Annotated in this window: 5 protein-coding genes; all 5 read right to left on the bottom strand. The window is 41.2% G+C overall.

The features are described 5' to 3' along the window. Positions 1–54 precede the first annotated feature (54 nt). Positions 55–2,346 carry an NADP-dependent malic enzyme gene (locus ACEN92_RS17760; protein WP_495639665.1) on the bottom strand — a complete coding sequence of 764 codons (2,292 nt, stop codon included), beginning with the start codon at positions 2,344–2,346 and terminating at the stop codon, positions 55–57. Positions 2,347–2,502: 156 nt separating this feature from the next. Continuing rightward, on the bottom strand, positions 2,503–2,928 hold the full coding sequence (locus ACEN92_RS17755; protein ID WP_495639664.1) for a CBS domain-containing protein: 426 nt from the start codon (positions 2,926–2,928) through the stop codon (positions 2,503–2,505). A 248-nt stretch (positions 2,929–3,176) separates the two neighbouring features. Then, positions 3,177–5,117, bottom strand: coding sequence for an OmpA family protein (locus ACEN92_RS17750; RefSeq protein WP_495639663.1), 1,941 nt, complete (start codon positions 5,115–5,117; stop codon positions 3,177–3,179). A 12-nt stretch (positions 5,118–5,129) separates the two neighbouring features. After that, entirely contained in the window at positions 5,130–6,035 is a 906-nt protein-coding gene (locus ACEN92_RS17745) for a PorP/SprF family type IX secretion system membrane protein (protein ID WP_495639662.1), read from the bottom strand. A 58-nt stretch (positions 6,036–6,093) separates the two neighbouring features. Beyond that, on the bottom strand, positions 6,094–17,622 hold the full coding sequence (locus ACEN92_RS17740; protein ID WP_495639661.1) for a T9SS type B sorting domain-containing protein: 11,529 nt from the start codon (positions 17,620–17,622) through the stop codon (positions 6,094–6,096). Positions 17,623–18,280: the final 658 nt, after the last annotated feature.

Raw genomic sequence — 18,280 nt, 5'->3', positions numbered from 1 at the left:
TGCCAAATATAATAAAATTAAGACAATCTTAACAGATACTTTATTAGTGATCTGTTATTTATTCAGTTTATTTTTTTTAATTTCCTTTTCCTGGGCATCAATAACTGCAATTGCGGCCATATTTACCATCTCCTCAACACTTGCTCCCAATTGAAATATATGAACAGGTTTGCCCATTCCTAACATAATTGGACCAATAGAATTTACCTTATACAACTCTTTCAATAGTTTATAAGTAATATTCGCTGATTCCAGATTAGGAAAAATTAAGGTATTTACTTTTTTACCTGCTAATTTAGAGAAAGGAAATTTTTCCTGAAGCATTTCTAAATTTAAAGCAAAGTCAGCTTGGATTTCTCCATCAACAATCATATCAGGATGATTTTTATGCAAATATGCAACAGCATCTCTTACTTTTGAAGCGCTTTGGCTGGCAGATGAACCAAAATTTGAAAAAGAAACCATTGCAATTACCGGCTCAACACCAAACATTTTTGCCGTTTTTGCCGTCATAATTGCAATATTAACTAAATCTTCAGAAGATGGATTTATATTGATTGCCGTATCAGACAAAAACATTGGTCCGCGAGAAGTCAACATCATATTTGCTGTCGCAACAAGCGAAGCACCTGGTGCTTTATCAATCAATTGCAGCATTGGTTTTACAACACTTGGATAGCTTCTTGAATAACCTGTAACTAAAGCATCTGCTTCTCCTTCATTGACCATCATGGCAGCGAAATAATTTCTTTCACGCATAAATTTCTGGGCATCAAGCAATGAAACACCTCTTCGTTCTCTTGTTAACCAATATGAATTGGCAAATTTATTTCGTCTTGCTTCTTCCGCATTAGTTTTAGGATCAATAATCTCTACATCAGCATCGAAACCTAATTCTGATTTAAGTTCTAAGATGACTTCTTTATTTCCTAATAAAATTGGAAAACCAATTCCGTCTTCATAAACTATTTGAGCTGCTTTTAATACATTTAATTGATCTGCTTCAGCAAAAACAATTCGTTTAGGATCCATTTTAGCACGATTCGTCATCAAACGAACCATTTTATTATCATTTCCCATACGCTCACGAAGGACATCTTCATAAGCAGCCCAGTCTGTAATAGGATTTTTGGCGACTCCGGATTCCATTGCAGCTTTTGCAACAGCTGGTGCCACTATAGTAATCAATCTCGGGTCAAATGGTTTAGGAATGATATAGTCTCTGCCGAAACCTAATTTTGTTGCTCCGTAAGCCACATTTACCTGTTCCGGAACTGGTTCTTTTGCTAATATTGCTAACGCTTTTACAGCAGCCATTTTCATGGCTTCGTTGATTTTCGTAGCTCTGACATCCAGTGCTCCTCTAAAAATATATGGAAAACCTAAAACGTTGTTTACCTGATTAGGAAAATCTGAGCGCCCTGTAGCCATAATAACATCTTTACGGGTTTCAGTGGCTAAATTATAATCGATTTCAGGATTTGGATTTGCCATTGCAAAAACAATTGGACTCTCTTTCATTGTTAATAACATTTCAGGCGACAAAATATCTCCTGAAGATAATCCGATAAAAACATCTGCACCATTTACAGCTTCTGCTAAATCAATTTTAGCACCGTCAACAGCGTACTTTAATTGCAATTCTGATAATGACGGATTATCTTTTGTTAAAAGTCCTTTACTATTAAACATTAAAATGTTTTCAACTTTTACTCCCAACAAAACATATAAATCAGTACAAGCTATCGCAGCAGATCCTGCGCCGGAAACAACCATTTTTACATCTTCTGCTTTTTTTCCAGCCAGCTCAAGTGCATTGATTAATGCTGCCGAAGAAATAATAGCCGTACCATGCTGATCATCGTGCATTACCGGAATATCCAATTCTTCAACCAGTCTTCTTTCGATTTCAAAAGATTCAGGCGCTTTTATATCTTCGAGGTTTATTCCTCCAAAAGTTGGGGCAATATTTTTTACTGTCTGGATAAACTCTTCAATATCTTTAGTTCCTATTTCAATATCGAATACATCAATATCAGAGAAAATTTTGAACAACAATCCTTTTCCTTCCATTACTGGTTTTGAGGCTTCCGGACCAATATCACCAAGTCCCAAAACAGCAGTCCCGTTAGATATTACGGCAACTAAATTTCCTTTGGCGGTATATTTGTAAACATCATCTATGTTTTTTGCAATTTCTAAACATGGCTCTGCAACACCCGGCGAATATGCCAAAGACAAATCTCTTTGCGTCGCATATTTTTTAGTTGGAACTACTTGGATTTTCCCTGGAGTTGGCTCAGCGTGATACAATAATGCCTCTTTTCTTTTAGTATCTTTATTCATTCGTTTTCGCTTTTATTTTGACTTACAAAGATATAAGACTTGGTTTAAAACGTCATGTTTTTATGTATTCTTTTCCCAAAAAGATTTATAAACAAGACAAAAAAAATAGCCCAAAAAAGATTGGACTATACTTAAAAAATTTATTTGTGAAATATATTATTGTGAAATATACGAATTTAGATGGTTAATAGTATCTTTTTGCACTTCGATAATAGCTTTTACAACATCACTAATCGAAATGATTCCCACTACAATGCCATCTTCTAAAACCGGTAAATGTCTTATTCTTTTTGTACTCATGAGCTCCATGCATGCGTCTAAATCATCTGAAAGTTTTACTGTAAAAATATTACTTTCCATGATTTCATGAACAAAAGTTTCTTTTGAAGATTTGTCTTTTAAAACAATTTTTCGGGCATAATCCCTTTCAGACAATATACCTTTTAACTCAGAATCATCCATAACCAGGATAGCACCTATATTTTTTTCGCCCATTACTTTCAATGCTTCATAAACAGTTGTGGACGAAAGCACGGAATAAACATTTTTCCCTTTTGTGTTTAGTATTTGATTTACAGTCATATCTGAAAAATTTTAGGACTATAAAGTTAGAAAAAAATGAATACAAAAAACAACAAATTTTAATTTTTAACTCGCAATCAATTCATTTTTAATATAATACACCATATTTAACAATTTTGAAATTTTCTCATGAAGAAAAGAATGATTTTTTAATCATTTTTTATCAATATTACTGCTTTTATATATTAAACTAAATAAAAAAAGACTTTTCATGAATATGAAAAGTCTTTTTTAAGATGTATTTAAATTTACATATTTGTTATAATAAATTCGCTTCGTCTGTTTAGCTGATGCTCTTCCTCACTGCATTTTACACCATCTGCGCATTGATTTACAAGCTGGGTTTCTCCATAGCCTTTTCCTGTTAACCTGCTTGGATTTACTCCTTTTTCAACTAACCATTTTATTGTAGATTTAGCTCTTTTATCTGATAAAATCTCATTGTACTTGGCAGTTTGCCTGCTATCTGTGTGCGAGCGGATATCTAATTTAAGATCAGGATATTGATTTAATATTTCGACTATTTTTTCTAACTGAAAAGCAGATTCTTTTTTTATAGTTGCCTTATCCAAATCAAAATAAATAATTGGAATTTCAAGTACTTTCGCCAAATCTGTTCCAACTGCAATTGGTTTAATTCTTTTTTCTAATTGAATTGGCAACGAAGTATTTCCTGATGATTTATTAACTGTAATTGGAATTTCCTTAGTTTCATAATCCACTTTAGAAGCTCTTACATAATATTTTTTTCCACAATTAACGTCAGAAAAAACATAATTTCCTTTTAAATCTGACAGAACTTCAGCTATCGATTTAAAGTGTTCGTCAAACAAAACTACTTTTGAATTTGCCAGTATTTCACCGGTTCCTAAGTCGGAAACGATTCCTGTTAACTCTTGCTTGCAGATCAGTTTTTTTATTTCTTTAAATTTGTAAATATCATCAAAACCATGTCCGTTTTCCCTATTCGAAGAGAAAAAGCCATTTCTGGTTTCGCTGTTAATTATAAAAGCAAAATCATCTTGTTTTGTATTTATTGGTTCTCCAACATTTTGAACTTCCTCAAAACTCAAATCAGAATTTATTTTTGAAACAAATATATCCAGACCCCCTAGGCCTGGTCGCCCGTCGCTGGCAAAAAACAACTCGTTATCACCTGATATATAAGGAAAAGTTTCTCTTCCTTCGGTATTTATTTCAGAACCTAAATTTTCAGGTTTTCCAAAAGTACCATCTTCATTTATACTAACTTTAAACAAATCAGACTGTCCGAAAGCTCCCGGCATATCTGATGCAAAATATAGGGTTTTTTCATCTGTGCTTAAAGCCGGATGAGCTACACTAAACTCATCACTATTAAAAGGAAGCTCTATTATATTTTGCCATTTTTCGTCAACTAAAGTCGCTTTGTAAAGCTTAAGCAATGTCACTTTTTTTGTATCGCTTCGTCTTTTACCATCCAAAAAATTATTTCGGGTAAAATACATTGTTTTACCATCATGGGTAAAAACAGGTGTCGATTCGTTAAATTTTGAATTGATATTCTTTTGAAAGCGTTCAGGTTTTCCTAAGCTTCCGTCCGGCATCAAAACTGCACTGTATAAATTTGTAAAAGATTTATTTGTCCATTTGAAAGTCTTTTTCGCAACACCTCCTGTATCCCTGGCTGAGGCAAAAACTACTTTATCGTTTAAAATCGTACTTCCGTAATCTGACAAAACCGAATTTATCCCGGCATCAGCAATTTCGAAACGATTTGAATTTGCTTTAATTTCTTCTAAATAATTTTTATTGCTTTCAAATAGTATTCCACGCTTATCAGTTTTCACTTTTCTATTGAATTCTTCCAATATTTTATCTGCCTTTTCATAGTTGCCATTTGCTTTAAGACATTGTGCATATCTATAAAAATATTCCGGCTCCTGTTCTGCATTCATAGCAAAAAGTTGATCATACCATTTTACAGCTTTTGTCAATTCTGCATTAAAATAATAAGCATTTCCAAGACGTTGAAACATTTTTTCGTCTTTATATCCCTTTTCTGCTACTTTTTCATATACAGCAACAGCATCTATATAAGCATATTTATCATATTTTTTATCTGCATCCTCAATCCTTGTTTTTTGAGCAAAGGCTGTCAAAACAAATAATGATAATAAAGCAGTAAAACCTGTTTTTTTAACTTTCATAACATCCGGATATTAAAAGAATCTTGGTGAAGTAATTCTACTGTAACTATTGAACAACTCAAAACGCAGGAAAATCTCATGCGATCCTGAATTATATTTTTGAAGTCTTGTCGTTTCGTGATCATAGGCGTATCCTACATATAATCCTTCTGAAACCTGAAATCCTGCCATTGCGCTTACTGATGCATCCCAACGATATCCCAACCCTAAAACAAATTTTTCGTTAAACATAAAATTACCCGAAACATCAACTTGTAATGGTGCACCTTGTACCAATTTAGTCAATAATGCCGGCTTAAACTGAATTGACGGATTTATGTCAAAAACATATCCTGCAATAAAATAATAATTAATCTTTTCTTTAAAAATAGCGACCTGATCATCATCGTACCGGTCACTCTCTATAAAATTAGGAACAGACAAACCGACATAGGCTTTATCCGAATGTAAATAAATACCCGCACCAATATTTGGAGAAAATTTTCCGTCTAAGTTTTGAAATTGTTTATCTCCCTGATCTTTTATATCCAATTTGTCCATATCAATATTAAACAAATTGGCAGTTCCTTTGATTCCAAAAGAAAGTTTAAAAGTTTCGGAAGTAGGAACAGTATATGACAAATCTGCTGAGAAAGTGTTTTCAACCATAGGCCCGATTTTATCATTTACAATCGATATTCCTAACCCTAAATGATTTCCATTTAAAGGCGTATTAACAGAAAATGCATTTGTGCTTGGAGCACCTTCTAAACCAATCCATTGTGAACGATGCAAGCCAAAAATACTCAACATTCCCCGCGATCCTGCATATGCCGGATTAACCGTAATGGTGTTATACATGTATTGCGTATACTGCGAGTCTTGTTGCGCAAAACCTATAGCAGAAAAAAACATGAAAACTAAAACTAACTTTTTCATTTAATTATTTTTATTTAAATGACTTACTCATATAAAAAACAGCAAGCCATTTATTTTATTAATTGCTTAGATATAAATAACCTGATGATTCATGTTGTTTAGCATCACTATCCTTATACTTCAAAATATAGAAGTAAGTCCCAACAGGTAATCCTTCTAATTTTTTAATTGTTGTACGACCTTCAGACTTTCCTTTAAAAGCATTATTTATATTATCATAATGGTCTTTTTCGAATACTAAAACACCCCAACGGTTATAAATTTCTACCGTGTTATCCGGATAACATTCAATACCCCGAATATAGAATTCATCATTATTTCCATCATCATTAGGAGAGACTGCATTAAATACTTTAATAAGACAACCTTCCAAAGCTGTAACTGTTGGATTATCTTCAAGATTATTTTCCTTATCTGATTTATCCTCTACAACAACTCCTTTTCCACTGCTACTACCTTTTACAATAGCCTGGTTAGTAACACTTTTATTATTAATATCACTTTGCAAAATAGTATATACTGCACTAAATGTATGGTCATCAGATTCGTTTGCAGCCAAACTAATTGGCTGTCCTGAAACTACAACTCCCGGTAAAAGATCTGTAATCATTATTCCTGATAAAGAAACGTTTCCTGTGTTTGTTACTTTGAAATTATACGTAATTGTTTCTCCTGCATTTGCAAAACCACTATTATCAGTATCATTAAAAGTTGCCGTTTTAATAATTGCTATTGCCGGCACTTCTACAAAAACATTTAGTGTTGCCGAACCACAATTTGATGGATTTGCTTTCTCACACACCTGATATGTGAATGCATAATTACCCCCAGCTGTATTTGGTTTTACATTTACTGTTCCATCTGAGTTAAATTCAAAATAAGGGCTCGTTGGGTATGAAATAACCATATCTGACGAATTTATCGGTAATCCATATAACGAATCATTATCTAAAACATTAATAAATTCTAATGCACCATTAATTCCATCGACTGTTATTAAACCATCATTAATTGCCACAATTGGATCATCTACTGCTGTCACGGTGATAAGTTCATTGGCCGTAGCCGTCGCTGTACCGTCGCTGATCACATAAGGGATGCTCAGCGGTGTCGCGGAGTTGAAATTCGCCGATGGCGTGAAACTGATCACGCCTGCTGCCGTGATATTCACCGTTCCGTTGCTCACCGCAATCACCTGGGCAGTGCCCGGGGTCAGGGCGGTACCGCCGATAGAGACAATGGTCAAAGTATCGCCGTCAGGGTCGCTGTCCAGCGCCAGTGGGTTTAGTATTACCGTTGCTTCTTCGGCAACAGTATAGGTATCGTCCACCGCGACAGGAGAACAATTAGGTTTACCATCCACAATTGTTGTATTAACAGCAGAATCACATCCGTCAACACTTTTAATAATCACATTATAACTTCCTGTTGCCAAGCTAGATTTAACATTACTCGTTTGGAAAGTAACTCCATTATCAAAACTATAAGTTTCACCTATCGTTTGTTGAGTAATTGTTATGGAACCTGAAGATAAAATACATGTTGGTTGGATTACAGTTGTATTTGGTAAAGTAGGTCTTGGGACTACTGTCAAATTCAACACCTGATCTGCGGTACATCCATTATTATTGATTCTTGTTCCTGCTTGATCGGTCGTGTATACTATTCCATTAGCTGACCAAGTATAGCTGTCTCCTGAACAGATAGTTGCTGTAGTGACTACATCTGCTGGTTTTGAAATTACTGTTACCACTACCGTTGCCGTAGCATCAGCAGTACAAGGTGCCGTGGCAGCAACCGTATAAGTGTACGTTCCGGCGCCCGCCAGTGCTGGTGACCAGGCTCCGCCTGCCGCTGGCGTTCCCCCTAACTGGGCAAACAACTGGGCGGATGTAACAGTGCTTCCAGAGCAGATCGTCAAAGTGCCGTTGGTTCCGGCATTGGGCTGTGCCTGTGCGCTTACCACTACCGTTGCCGTAGCATCAGCAGTACAAGGTGCCGTGGCAGCAACCGTATAAGTGTACGTTCCGGCGCCCGCCAGTGCTGGTGACCAGGCTCCGCCTGCCGCTGGCGTTCCCCCTAACTGGGCAAACAACTGGGCGGATGTAACAGTGCTTCCAGAGCAGATCGTCAAAGTGCCGTTGGTTCCGGCATTGGGCTGTGCCTGTGCGCTTACCACTACCGTTGCCGTAGCATCAGCAGTACAAGGTGCCGTGGCAGCAACCGTATAAGTGTACGTTCCGGCGCCCGCCAGTGCTGGTGACCAGGCTCCGCCTGCCGCTGGCGTTCCCCCTAACTGGGCGAACAGCTGGGCGGATGTAACAGTGCTTCCAGAGCAGATCGTCAAAGTGCCGTTGGTTCCGGCATTGGGCTGTGCCTGTGCGCTTACCACTACCGTTGCCGTAGCATCAGCAGTACAAGGTGCCGTGGCAGCAACCGTATAAGTGTACGTTCCGGCGCCCGCCAGTGCTGGTGACCAGGCTCCGCCTGCCGCTGGCGTTCCCCCTAACTGGGCGAACAACTGGGCGGATGTAACAGTGCTTCCAGAGCAGATCGTCAAAGTGCCGTTGGTTCCGGCATTGGGCTGTGCCTGTGCGCTTACCACTACCGTTGCCGTAGCATCAGCAGTACAAGGTGCCGTGGCAGCAACCGTATAAGTGTACGTTCCGGCGCCCGCCAGTGCTGGTGACCAGGCTCCGCCTGCCGCTGGCGTTCCCCCTAACTGGGCGAACAGCTGGGCGGATGTAACAGTGCTTCCAGAGCAGATCGTCAAAGTGCCGTTGGTTCCGGCATTGGGCTGTGCCTGTGCGCTTACCACTACCGTTGCCGTAGCATCAGCAGTACAAGGTGCCGTGGCAGCAACCGTATAAGTGTACGTTCCGGCGCCCGCCAGTGCTGGTGACCAGGCTCCGCCTGCCGCTGGCGTTCCCCCTAACTGGGCGAACAGCTGGGCGGATGTAACAGTGCTTCCAGAGCAGATCGTCAAAGTGCCGTTGGTTCCGGCATTGGGCTGTGCCTGTGCGCTTACCACTACCGTTGCCGTAGCATCAGCAGTACAAGGTGCCGTGGCAGCAACCGTATAAGTGTACGTTCCGGCGCCCGCCAGTGCTGGTGACCAGGCTCCGCCTGCCGCTGGCGTTCCCCCTAACTGGGCAAACAACTGGGCGGATGTAACAGTGCTTCCAGAGCAGATCGTCAAAGTGCCGTTGGTTCCGGCATTGGGCTGTGCCTGTGCGCTTACCACTACCGTTGCCGTAGCATCAGCAGTACAAGGTGCCGTGGCAGCAACCGTATAAGTGTACGTTCCGGCGCCCGCCAGTGCTGGTGACCAGGCTCCGCCTGCCGCTGGCGTTCCCCCTAACTGGGCGAACAGCTGGGCGGATGTAACAGTGCTTCCAGAGCAGATCGTCAAAGTGCCGTTGGTTCCGGCATTGGGCTGTGCCTGTGCGCTTACCACTACCGTTGCCGTAGCATCAGCAGTACAAGGTGCCGTGGCAGCAACCGTATAAGTGTACGTTCCGGCGCCCGCCAGTGCTGGTGACCAGGCTCCGCCTGCCGCTGGCGTTCCTCCTAACTGGGCAAACAACTGGGCGGATGTAACAGTGCTTCCAGAGCAGATCGTCAAAGTGCCGTTGGTTCCGGCATTGGGCTGTGCCTGTGCGCTTACCACTACCGTTGCCGTAGCATCAGCAGTACAAGGTGCCGTGGCAGCAACCGTATAAGTGTACGTTCCGGCGCCCGCCAGTGCTGGTGACCAGGCTCCGCCTGCCGCTGGCGTTCCCCCTAACTGGGCAAACAACTGGGCGGATGTAACAGTGCTTCCAGAGCAGATCGTCAAAGTGCCGTTGGTTCCGGCATTGGGCTGTGCCTGTGCGCTTACCACTACCGTTGCCGTAGCATCAGCAGTACAAGGTGCCGTGGCAGCAACCGTATAAGTGTACGTTCCGGCGCCCGCCAGTGCTGGTGACCAGGCTCCGCCTGCCGCTGGCGTTCCTCCTAACTGGGCAAACAACTGGGCGGATGTAACAGTGCTTCCAGAGCAGATCGTCAAAGTGCCGTTGGTTCCGGCATTGGGCTGTGCCTGTGCGCTTACCACTACCGTTGCCGTAGCATCAGCAGTACAAGGTGCCGTGGCAGCAACCGTATAAGTGTACGTTCCGGCGCCCGCCAGTGCTGGTGACCAGGCTCCGCCTGCCGCTGGCGTTCCTCCTAACTGGGCAAACAACTGGGCGGATGTAACAGTGCTTCCAGAGCAGATCGTTAAAGTGCCGCTGGTTCCGGCATTGGGCTGTGCCTGTGCGCTTACCACTACCGTTGCCGTAGCATCAGCAGTACAAGGTGCCGTGGCAGCAACCGTATAAGTGTACGTTCCGGCTCCCGCCAGTGCTGGTGACCAGGCTCCGCCTGCCGCTGGCGTTCCTCCTAACTGGGCAAACAACTGGGCGGATGTAACAGTGCTTCCAGAGCAGATCGTCAAAGTGCCGTTGGTTCCGGCATTGGGCTGTGCCTGTGCGCTTACCACTACCGTTGCCGTAGCATCAGCAGTACAAGGTGCCGTGGCAGCAACCGTATAAGTGTACGTTCCGGCGCCCGCCAGTGCTGGTGACCAGGCTCCGCCTGCCGCTGGCGTTCCTCCTAACTGGGCAAACAACTGGGCGGATGTAACAGTGCTTCCAGAGCAGATCGTTAAAGTGCCGCTGGTTCCGGCATTGGGCTGTGCCTGTGCGCTTACCACTACCGTTGCCGTAGCATCAGCAGTACAAGGTGCCGTGGCAGCAACCGTATAAGTGTACGTTCCGGCTCCCGCCAGTGCTGGTGACCAGGCTCCGCCTGCCGCTGGCGTTCCTCCTAACTGGGCAAACAACTGGGCGGATGTAACAGTGCTTCCAGAGCAGATCGTTAAAGTGCCGCTGGTTCCGGCATTGGGCTGTGCCTGTGCGCTTACCACTACCGTTGCCGTAGCATCAGCAGTACAAGGTGCCGTGGCAGCAACCGTATAAGTGTACGTTCCGGCTCCCGCCAGTGCTGGTGACCAGGCTCCGCCTGCCGCTGGCGTTCCTCCTAACTGGGCAAACAACTGGGCGGATGTAACAGTGCTTCCAGAGCAGATCGTTAAAGTGCCGCTGGTTCCGGCATTGGGCTGTGCCTGTGCGCTTACCACTACCGTTGCCGTAGCATCAGCAGTACAAGGTGCCGTGGCAGCAACCGTATAAGTGTACGTTCCGGCTCCCGCCAGTGCTGGTGACCAGGCTCCGCCTGCCGCTGGCGTTCCTCCTAACTGGGCAAACAACTGGGCGGATGTAACAGTGCTTCCAGGGCAGATCGTTAAAGTGCCGCTGGTTCCGGCATTGGGCTGTGCCTGTGCGCTTACCACTACCGTTGCCGTAGCATCAGCAGTACAAGGTGCCGTGGCAGCAACCGTATAAGTGTACGTTCCGGCTCCCGCCAGTGCTGGTGACCAGGCTCCGCCTGCCGCTGGCGTTCCTCCTAACTGGGCAAACAACTGGGCGGATGTAACAGTGCTTCCAGAGCAGATCGTTAAAGTGCCGCTGGTTCCGGCATTGGGCTGTGCCTGTGCGCTTACCACTACCGTTGCCGTAGCATCAGCAGTACAAGGTGCCGTGGCAGCAACCGTATAAGTGTACGTTCCGGCTCCCGCCAGTGCTGGTGACCAGGCTCCGCCTGCCGCTGGCGTTCCTCCTAACTGGGCAAACAACTGGGCGGATGTAACAGTGCTTCCAGAGCAGATCGTTAAAGTGCCGCTGGTTCCGGCATTGGGCTGTGCCTGTGCGCTTACCACTACCGTTGCCGTAGCATCAGCAGTACAAGGTGCCGTGGCAGCAACCGTATAAGTGTACGTTCCGGCTCCCGCCAGTGCTGGTGACCAGGCTCCGCCTGCCGCTGGCGTTCCCCCTAACTGGGCAAACAACTGGGCGGATGTAACAGTGCTTCCAGGGCAGATCGTTAAAGTGCCGCTGGTTCCGGCATTGGGCTGTGCCTGTGCGCTTACCACTACCGTTGCCGTAGCATCAGCAGTACAAGGTGCCGTGGCAGCAACCGTATAAGTGTACGTTCCGGCTCCCGCCAGTGCTGGTGACCAGGCTCCGCCTGCCGCTGGCGTTCCTCCTAACTGGGCAAACAACTGGGCGGATGTAACAGTGCTTCCAGAGCAGATCGTTAAAGTGCCGTTGGTTCCGGCATTGGGCTGTGCCTGTGCGCTTACCACTACCGTTGCCGTAGCATCAGCAGTACAAGGTGCCGTGGCAGCAACCGTATAAGTGTACGTTCCGGCTCCCGCCAGTGCTGGTGACCAGGCTCCGCCTGCCGCTGGCGTTCCTCCTAACTGGGCAAACAACTGGGCGGATGTAACAGTGCTTCCAGAGCAGATCGTTAAAGTGCCGTTGGTTCCGGCATTGGGCTGGGCTGTAATTGTTACGGAAACACTTCCAGTCATATTAGAACTACATGTTGTAGTTGTATTAGTTGCTATAACAGTATAAGTACCTACTGCAGTTTTATTTCCAAAACTGATTGCACTGCCATTACCGGCAACTACACTACCGTCATTAACACCATCTTTTTGTAATTGATAATTTACTCCACTTTGAGAATTACTTAATCCAACTGCAACCCCTGAACCTCCAGAACAATAGACTCCCCCTCCAGTAACATTGTATGTTGTTGGATTTTGAACTGTTAATGTTGCAGCGTTTGAAACCACATTACCGCAAACATAATTACTTTCTGTTACAATAATTCTATATTGATATCCATTCATCGAACAAGTTATTCCCGTTAAGCTTAAAGAAGATGTGGTTTCACCAGCTATATTTGTCCAGCTACCACCTCCATTTGTACTTCTCTGCCATTGATAAGTAGTAGTTCCTGCACCTCCTGAAGCTGTTACTGAAAAAGTAGCTGCTCCACCAACAGTTGCAGTTTGGTTTGATGGATTAGTCACACTGCTCAAACTTCCAGTGGTTGCTGCATTTGTATAAGTTCCTGTATAAGATGCAGTAGTTACTTGACCAGTTCCATTTACTACAGGAACTCCAGTGCCATAGACACCATCATCTCCACCATCTGCAGTACTAGAATTATAATATTCATTAGCATCTGAACAATTATCTCCATCCGAATCTAAATCCAATTGATTTGGAATTCCGTCACCATCTATATCACAGGTATATTCAGAACGTAGATATAAAACTTGTTTTCTATTAACTGTAGTAGTTTGTGTACCTGTTATTCCAAACACAAATTGGCCCGAACTAAACGTATTAAACAACATCTGAAATCCATATGACAAATCTGTTTCTACAACATTTGGTGCTGGTATAGTATTAGGTCTATAGTTGTTAAACCCTGATGGTCCTCCTGAAAGAAAACCTGCATTATTTATGTTAGTACCTAATATTACTGATTCAGCTCCAAGTGAATTTGCATACCCTCCAACATCCCCAAAATTATTAGTACCTCCATTTCCATCAATATCAGTAGCTGTAACCCACAACTTTTTGATATTTGCTAATGTTCCATTTGGATTTCCAACAGTAGCGGATCCCGATTGAACTATTTTTATCGAATAAGTAATATAAGGGTTTTCATTTGGTTTTGCTCCTAACAATTGCAAGGAACCCGTTGGTAATGCATTAACAATTTCCAAAACCCCAGTTGGAATATTTCCTGTTTCTATTTTAACGACTACATCATACATAGTCCCTAAATAATTTACAGCATTTGTTTTTAACAGATAATCACCAACTTTGATATTGTTTGCAGTACCTGTTCCAGTTAAATAAGTCAAGCCATCAAGACCTATATTATTAGCTATTCCAGATGTACTACATTCAACCGTATCCAGAATTCCATCATTATCATTGTCTAAATCTACTGTATCTTCAATTGTATCATTATCGACATCAAAAAAACAAGGTGAAGAACCTGTTACTGTTAAATTCAAAGTACATAAAGAAGTAGCAGCATCTGTAACTGTTACAGACTTATTAGTACCATCTGCTCCAGAAGCTATAGTAAAAATTGTAGGAGTTCCATAAACACCTGTAGCAGGAGTAGCTCCAGACATAGTATAGCTAGCCCCAATAGTAGTTCCATCAAGATTTAAGGTGAACTGCAAATTATTTACTCCGGTACAACTTCCGATTAATGTACCAGGATTTGCCGGCACAGTTACTGTTCTTGTGTTGGTTTCATTAGGACATCCTCCTGTACCTGCTACTGTATAAGTAATGGTTGCTGTTCCTGAAGCTACTCCTGTAACAACTCCGGTTGATAAGTTAACTGTCGCTATTGCAGTATCACTACTTGACCAAATCCCACCAGCAACAGTAGAACTGAATGTTGTTGTTAAACCAGCACAAACGCCTTGCACGCCAGACAATGTTCCTGCACTTGGCGCTGTTGACACTGTTAAAGTTGCACCAACTGATGTAACACTACCATTTGGATTTGTAGCAATCGCTCTATATAAATATCCATTTAATCCAGTCACATTTGAAATATTCAATGTTGCAGTAGTTGCAGTTGAATAGACACCACCATTCGAAATAGTAGACCAAACAGATCCTCCATTTATACTTATTTGCCATATATAGGTTGGAGCAACAGAACTTGCAACTCCAATACTAAATGAAGTACTGCTTCCGGCACAAATAGAAACACTTGAAGGTTGTGAACTTACTATTGGTGGACTAGAAGCAGAATAAACAGTTATTGAAATCGGATATGTGCCTGAACAGGATGATCCTCCTGTTATTGTTAAAACTGCTGAATAAGACCCAACTGCTGCAGCTGCCGGAACAGCGACATTTATTGGACTGGAAGGTAGTACTGTGCTATTAACATCTAAAAAACCTTGATTTTTTGCCGCTATTGAAAAAGCAATACTATAATTTGTTGGTGAATTTGTCGGACTGGAATATGCAAATGCTGCATTTGTAACCCCTTGTAAAACTGAAACATTTGGGCTTACCAAAGTAATAGCAGGAGAAGGTAATTGAGTGTCAAAATTGATTTGTAGAGAAGATGTTATCGAACAACTTGTATTTAATATTTTATATGCTTTTACAAATAAATTTGTCAAATTAGCCGTTAATGCATAAGTATATAGATTTATCGAACCTCCTGTTCCCGCAGCAGATGGACCTACTTTCACCCCTAGGTTATTAACAAGTTCATAAATTACACCTGACTCTGATGAATTTAAAGTTATAAATCCAGCTTGTCCATAACAATAACTTTTACTGCCACCACTATATGTTTGGAGAATTGGATTTACACATTGAACTATTTTTGTTGTTGACGGATTTCCTTCACAACGTCCAGTTGTAGTTGCTGTTACATAAATAGTTGCATTGAGATATAAATCACTTGAAATACCACTAATTGTCCATATACCTGAACCATCAACTACTGCTGTAAAAGTACTTAAAGAATCATCTATATAAAGTTGAATAAGATCTCCATTTGTTCCTGTTCCGGAAATAGAGGTGCTTCCTTCATATACTACAGGAGTAGAAATACTTACAGCATTGGTTGTATTGGTTTTTACAGTTATTTCATTAGAAACGACACTTTGTGTTTCACAGGTAGTAGAATTTGTAGCCCTTGCAGTAATTTTATCTCCAACAGCAAAACTAATACCTGTTGAAGCCGTCCATACACCTCCGGAAACGGTAGTTGTTGAACCGTGTGCAATTCCATTTTTATAAACCTGAATTACAGTTCCATTAGATTCCGAACTAGTCCCTGACACTGAAGTTACAGTAGTTGAGACACAATAATTACCTGTAACAACAGGTGCTGAACTAACCCCTCCGGAAACTATTATGCCCGTCGTGGCTGCAGAAATACATTTTCCTGATTCAACTTGTTTAGCAGTTATGCTTTGACAAGCAATTAACCCGGAAACAGGAATAGACCAATTACCCGCACTTACGGTAGTTGATCCTATTTGAGTTCCGTTGGCATATAAAAAAACTATCGATCCGGTAATACCTGTACCCGAAATAGACAGTGTTGACGTAGAAATTGGAGTTGTCGTAATTACCGGAACAACTGAGTTTGTAGAATTGTGGCAGAAATAAGTTGGAGCAGATTGACATCCATTATAAGTAGCTATCAAATAATACCCCCCATTTGATATTGAATTGCTTCCTGCATTTTGACCTATTGTTCTAAGTAAGTTAGCATCAGCTGTTGCAACTGTATATGGATTATTTGTTAAAGCGCCTCCTGAACCAACTGCTAATAAATTTGTAGTTTGTGAATATAAACTAATAATAGTACCCGCAGGACCATCTGTTTTAAATTCTATCTCTTTATCACCTGTCCTAACCTGAGTAAAAGTTGGGGAATTTATACTGCCCGTACATGATGCTACAGTTTCTAAATCACAATTACTTATCGAAGCCCCTTCACCTGGTGCCTGAGCAGTTGCTCCTATAACATTTCCACTAGAAACAGCCGATACCGTTACATTCAAAGTTTGCGGACTGGTAGTAGTTGCAACTGAAGTACCTATTAAAGTTACTCCACTGTATACTCTAATTATTGTTCCAACAGCTTCCGTAGTGGTAACACTAACAGATGTAACACCATTACCAATAGGCCCATTAATAGTCGGACAAACGGAACGATCAGGACACACTTGCCCAGGAGCACATGGAGTATAATTATCAACAATAACGTTTAAACAGCTTTCAAGGGATCCACAACTACTGTCAACACCTGCAATATCTGAAGCAGAAGCCGGATTACATATTGTTGATTTTTGAGCCCCCATATTATCAACAATAGCCATTCGCATTGCTGTAGAGGAATTGATTGTTGTAGGATTCGTTGGGCGACTAGCAAATGTAGTGGTCAAGTCACTCATTTTTACAAAGAAATCATAAAAATAATCCGGATTACCACACCTAGTGGTAAGTGCTACAGATTTTTGATAATTTGTCGTTCCTGCATATGAAAGAACAGGAGTACAATTATTATTATTTACATCATATACGTAAACACCAAAATTTGTGGCCAGCACAATTTCTATTTCAAAACCCGGATTTGAACTTGAATATTGAGGGTCTGCATTCGGTCCGGATCCTCCAAATTTACCATCAGTATCTATTAAAATACTATAACTTTTCGAATTAGGAGATGAACCACCCATTCTCAACCTAAAAAGCCAGTTGCCATTGGCATCCAGATACGATTGAGCAGGATCCTGATCTCCTTGATCAACAAAGTCTGTAAAACTACAACTTGGCCCTGCACTAAGGTCACTATTAGGCTCGACCATTGGAAAAACCAAAGAAGAATAAGGAATCTCACTTTCCAACTGATCATCAGTAACGAAACCACTTGTTGATGCAGATGTATATCCATCACCATTTGGATCTAAAACCAAAACTCCTGCACCTGTGGATTTTTGATAAATTAAACCTGGAGTCTGAGCATATGTCCTATTTATAGATAAGATAAAAAGAACAAAATACAATATTAAAAAGAAACCTTTTTTTAAAATAATATTAAAAAAAAGAAATGAAATATTTTTTTGCAGTAAAATATTTTTCATAATTAAAATATAAAATGGACATTATTAAAGTAACCCTATGTGATTTATTGCTTAAAACAAAACCTAGAACTCTTATCATTTGTTCTTGAAAAAACAAGTAAGAAATCCAATAAGTCTAAAACAAGGAAATACTCTTTTAATAAAACTGTTTTTATGGAATGAAAAATTCTTAATTTACACGAACAAAACAGAAATGTCATTTTTATAATGAAAATGAAAAACACACTAAAAGAAGTTGGCTTAAAAAAAGTAAGCTCTTTGAAAGTAAAGTTATGCATAGACAGTTTTTATTGGAATAGTTAAAAATGAAAAATTGGAAAATCTAAAAGAGATTCCAGAATAAACAATGATTATATAAAAAAATTAAAAAAATGGATAACAATCCCGAAAAGATTTCTACGAGATTTTTATAACAGTAAAGTAAATTACCTCCCATAAGTTAATTTAAAAGCCCAAAAAGCTTTATTGGTTTAATATTCAACATATTGGGCAAGCGAAAGTAGACAAACCATAAAACATTAACTACATTTTTCGTTGAATGGCTTAATTAGACGACGAAATACGTTTTTTTATACTTAGGTCCTCATATTTAACAAGGTAACAACTTTTGTGTTAATAATAAGATTGTTAAATAGATTTATATAATACATTGATAATT

It is taken from the genome of Flavobacterium sp. Flavsp81, from assembly GCF_059491325.1.
The sequence above is the reverse complement of the archived record's forward strand: the minus strand, read 5'-3'. Positions and strand labels throughout refer to the sequence as shown.

Coding starts and splice junctions, on each gene's coding strand:
- ACEN92_RS17755 (WP_495639664.1), bottom strand. CDS start 2,928: ATGACTGTAAATCAAATACTAAACACAAAAGGGAAAAATGTTTATTCC.
- ACEN92_RS17745 (WP_495639662.1), bottom strand. CDS start 6,035: ATGAAAAAGTTAGTTTTAGTTTTCATGTTTTTTTCTGCTATAGGTTTT.
- ACEN92_RS17760 (WP_495639665.1), bottom strand. CDS start 2,346: ATGAATAAAGATACTAAAAGAAAAGAGGCATTATTGTATCACGCTGAG.
- ACEN92_RS17740 (WP_495639661.1), bottom strand. CDS start 17,622: ATGAAAAATATTTTACTGCAAAAAAATATTTCATTTCTTTTTTTTAAT.
- ACEN92_RS17750 (WP_495639663.1), bottom strand. CDS start 5,117: ATGAAAGTTAAAAAAACAGGTTTTACTGCTTTATTATCATTATTTGTT.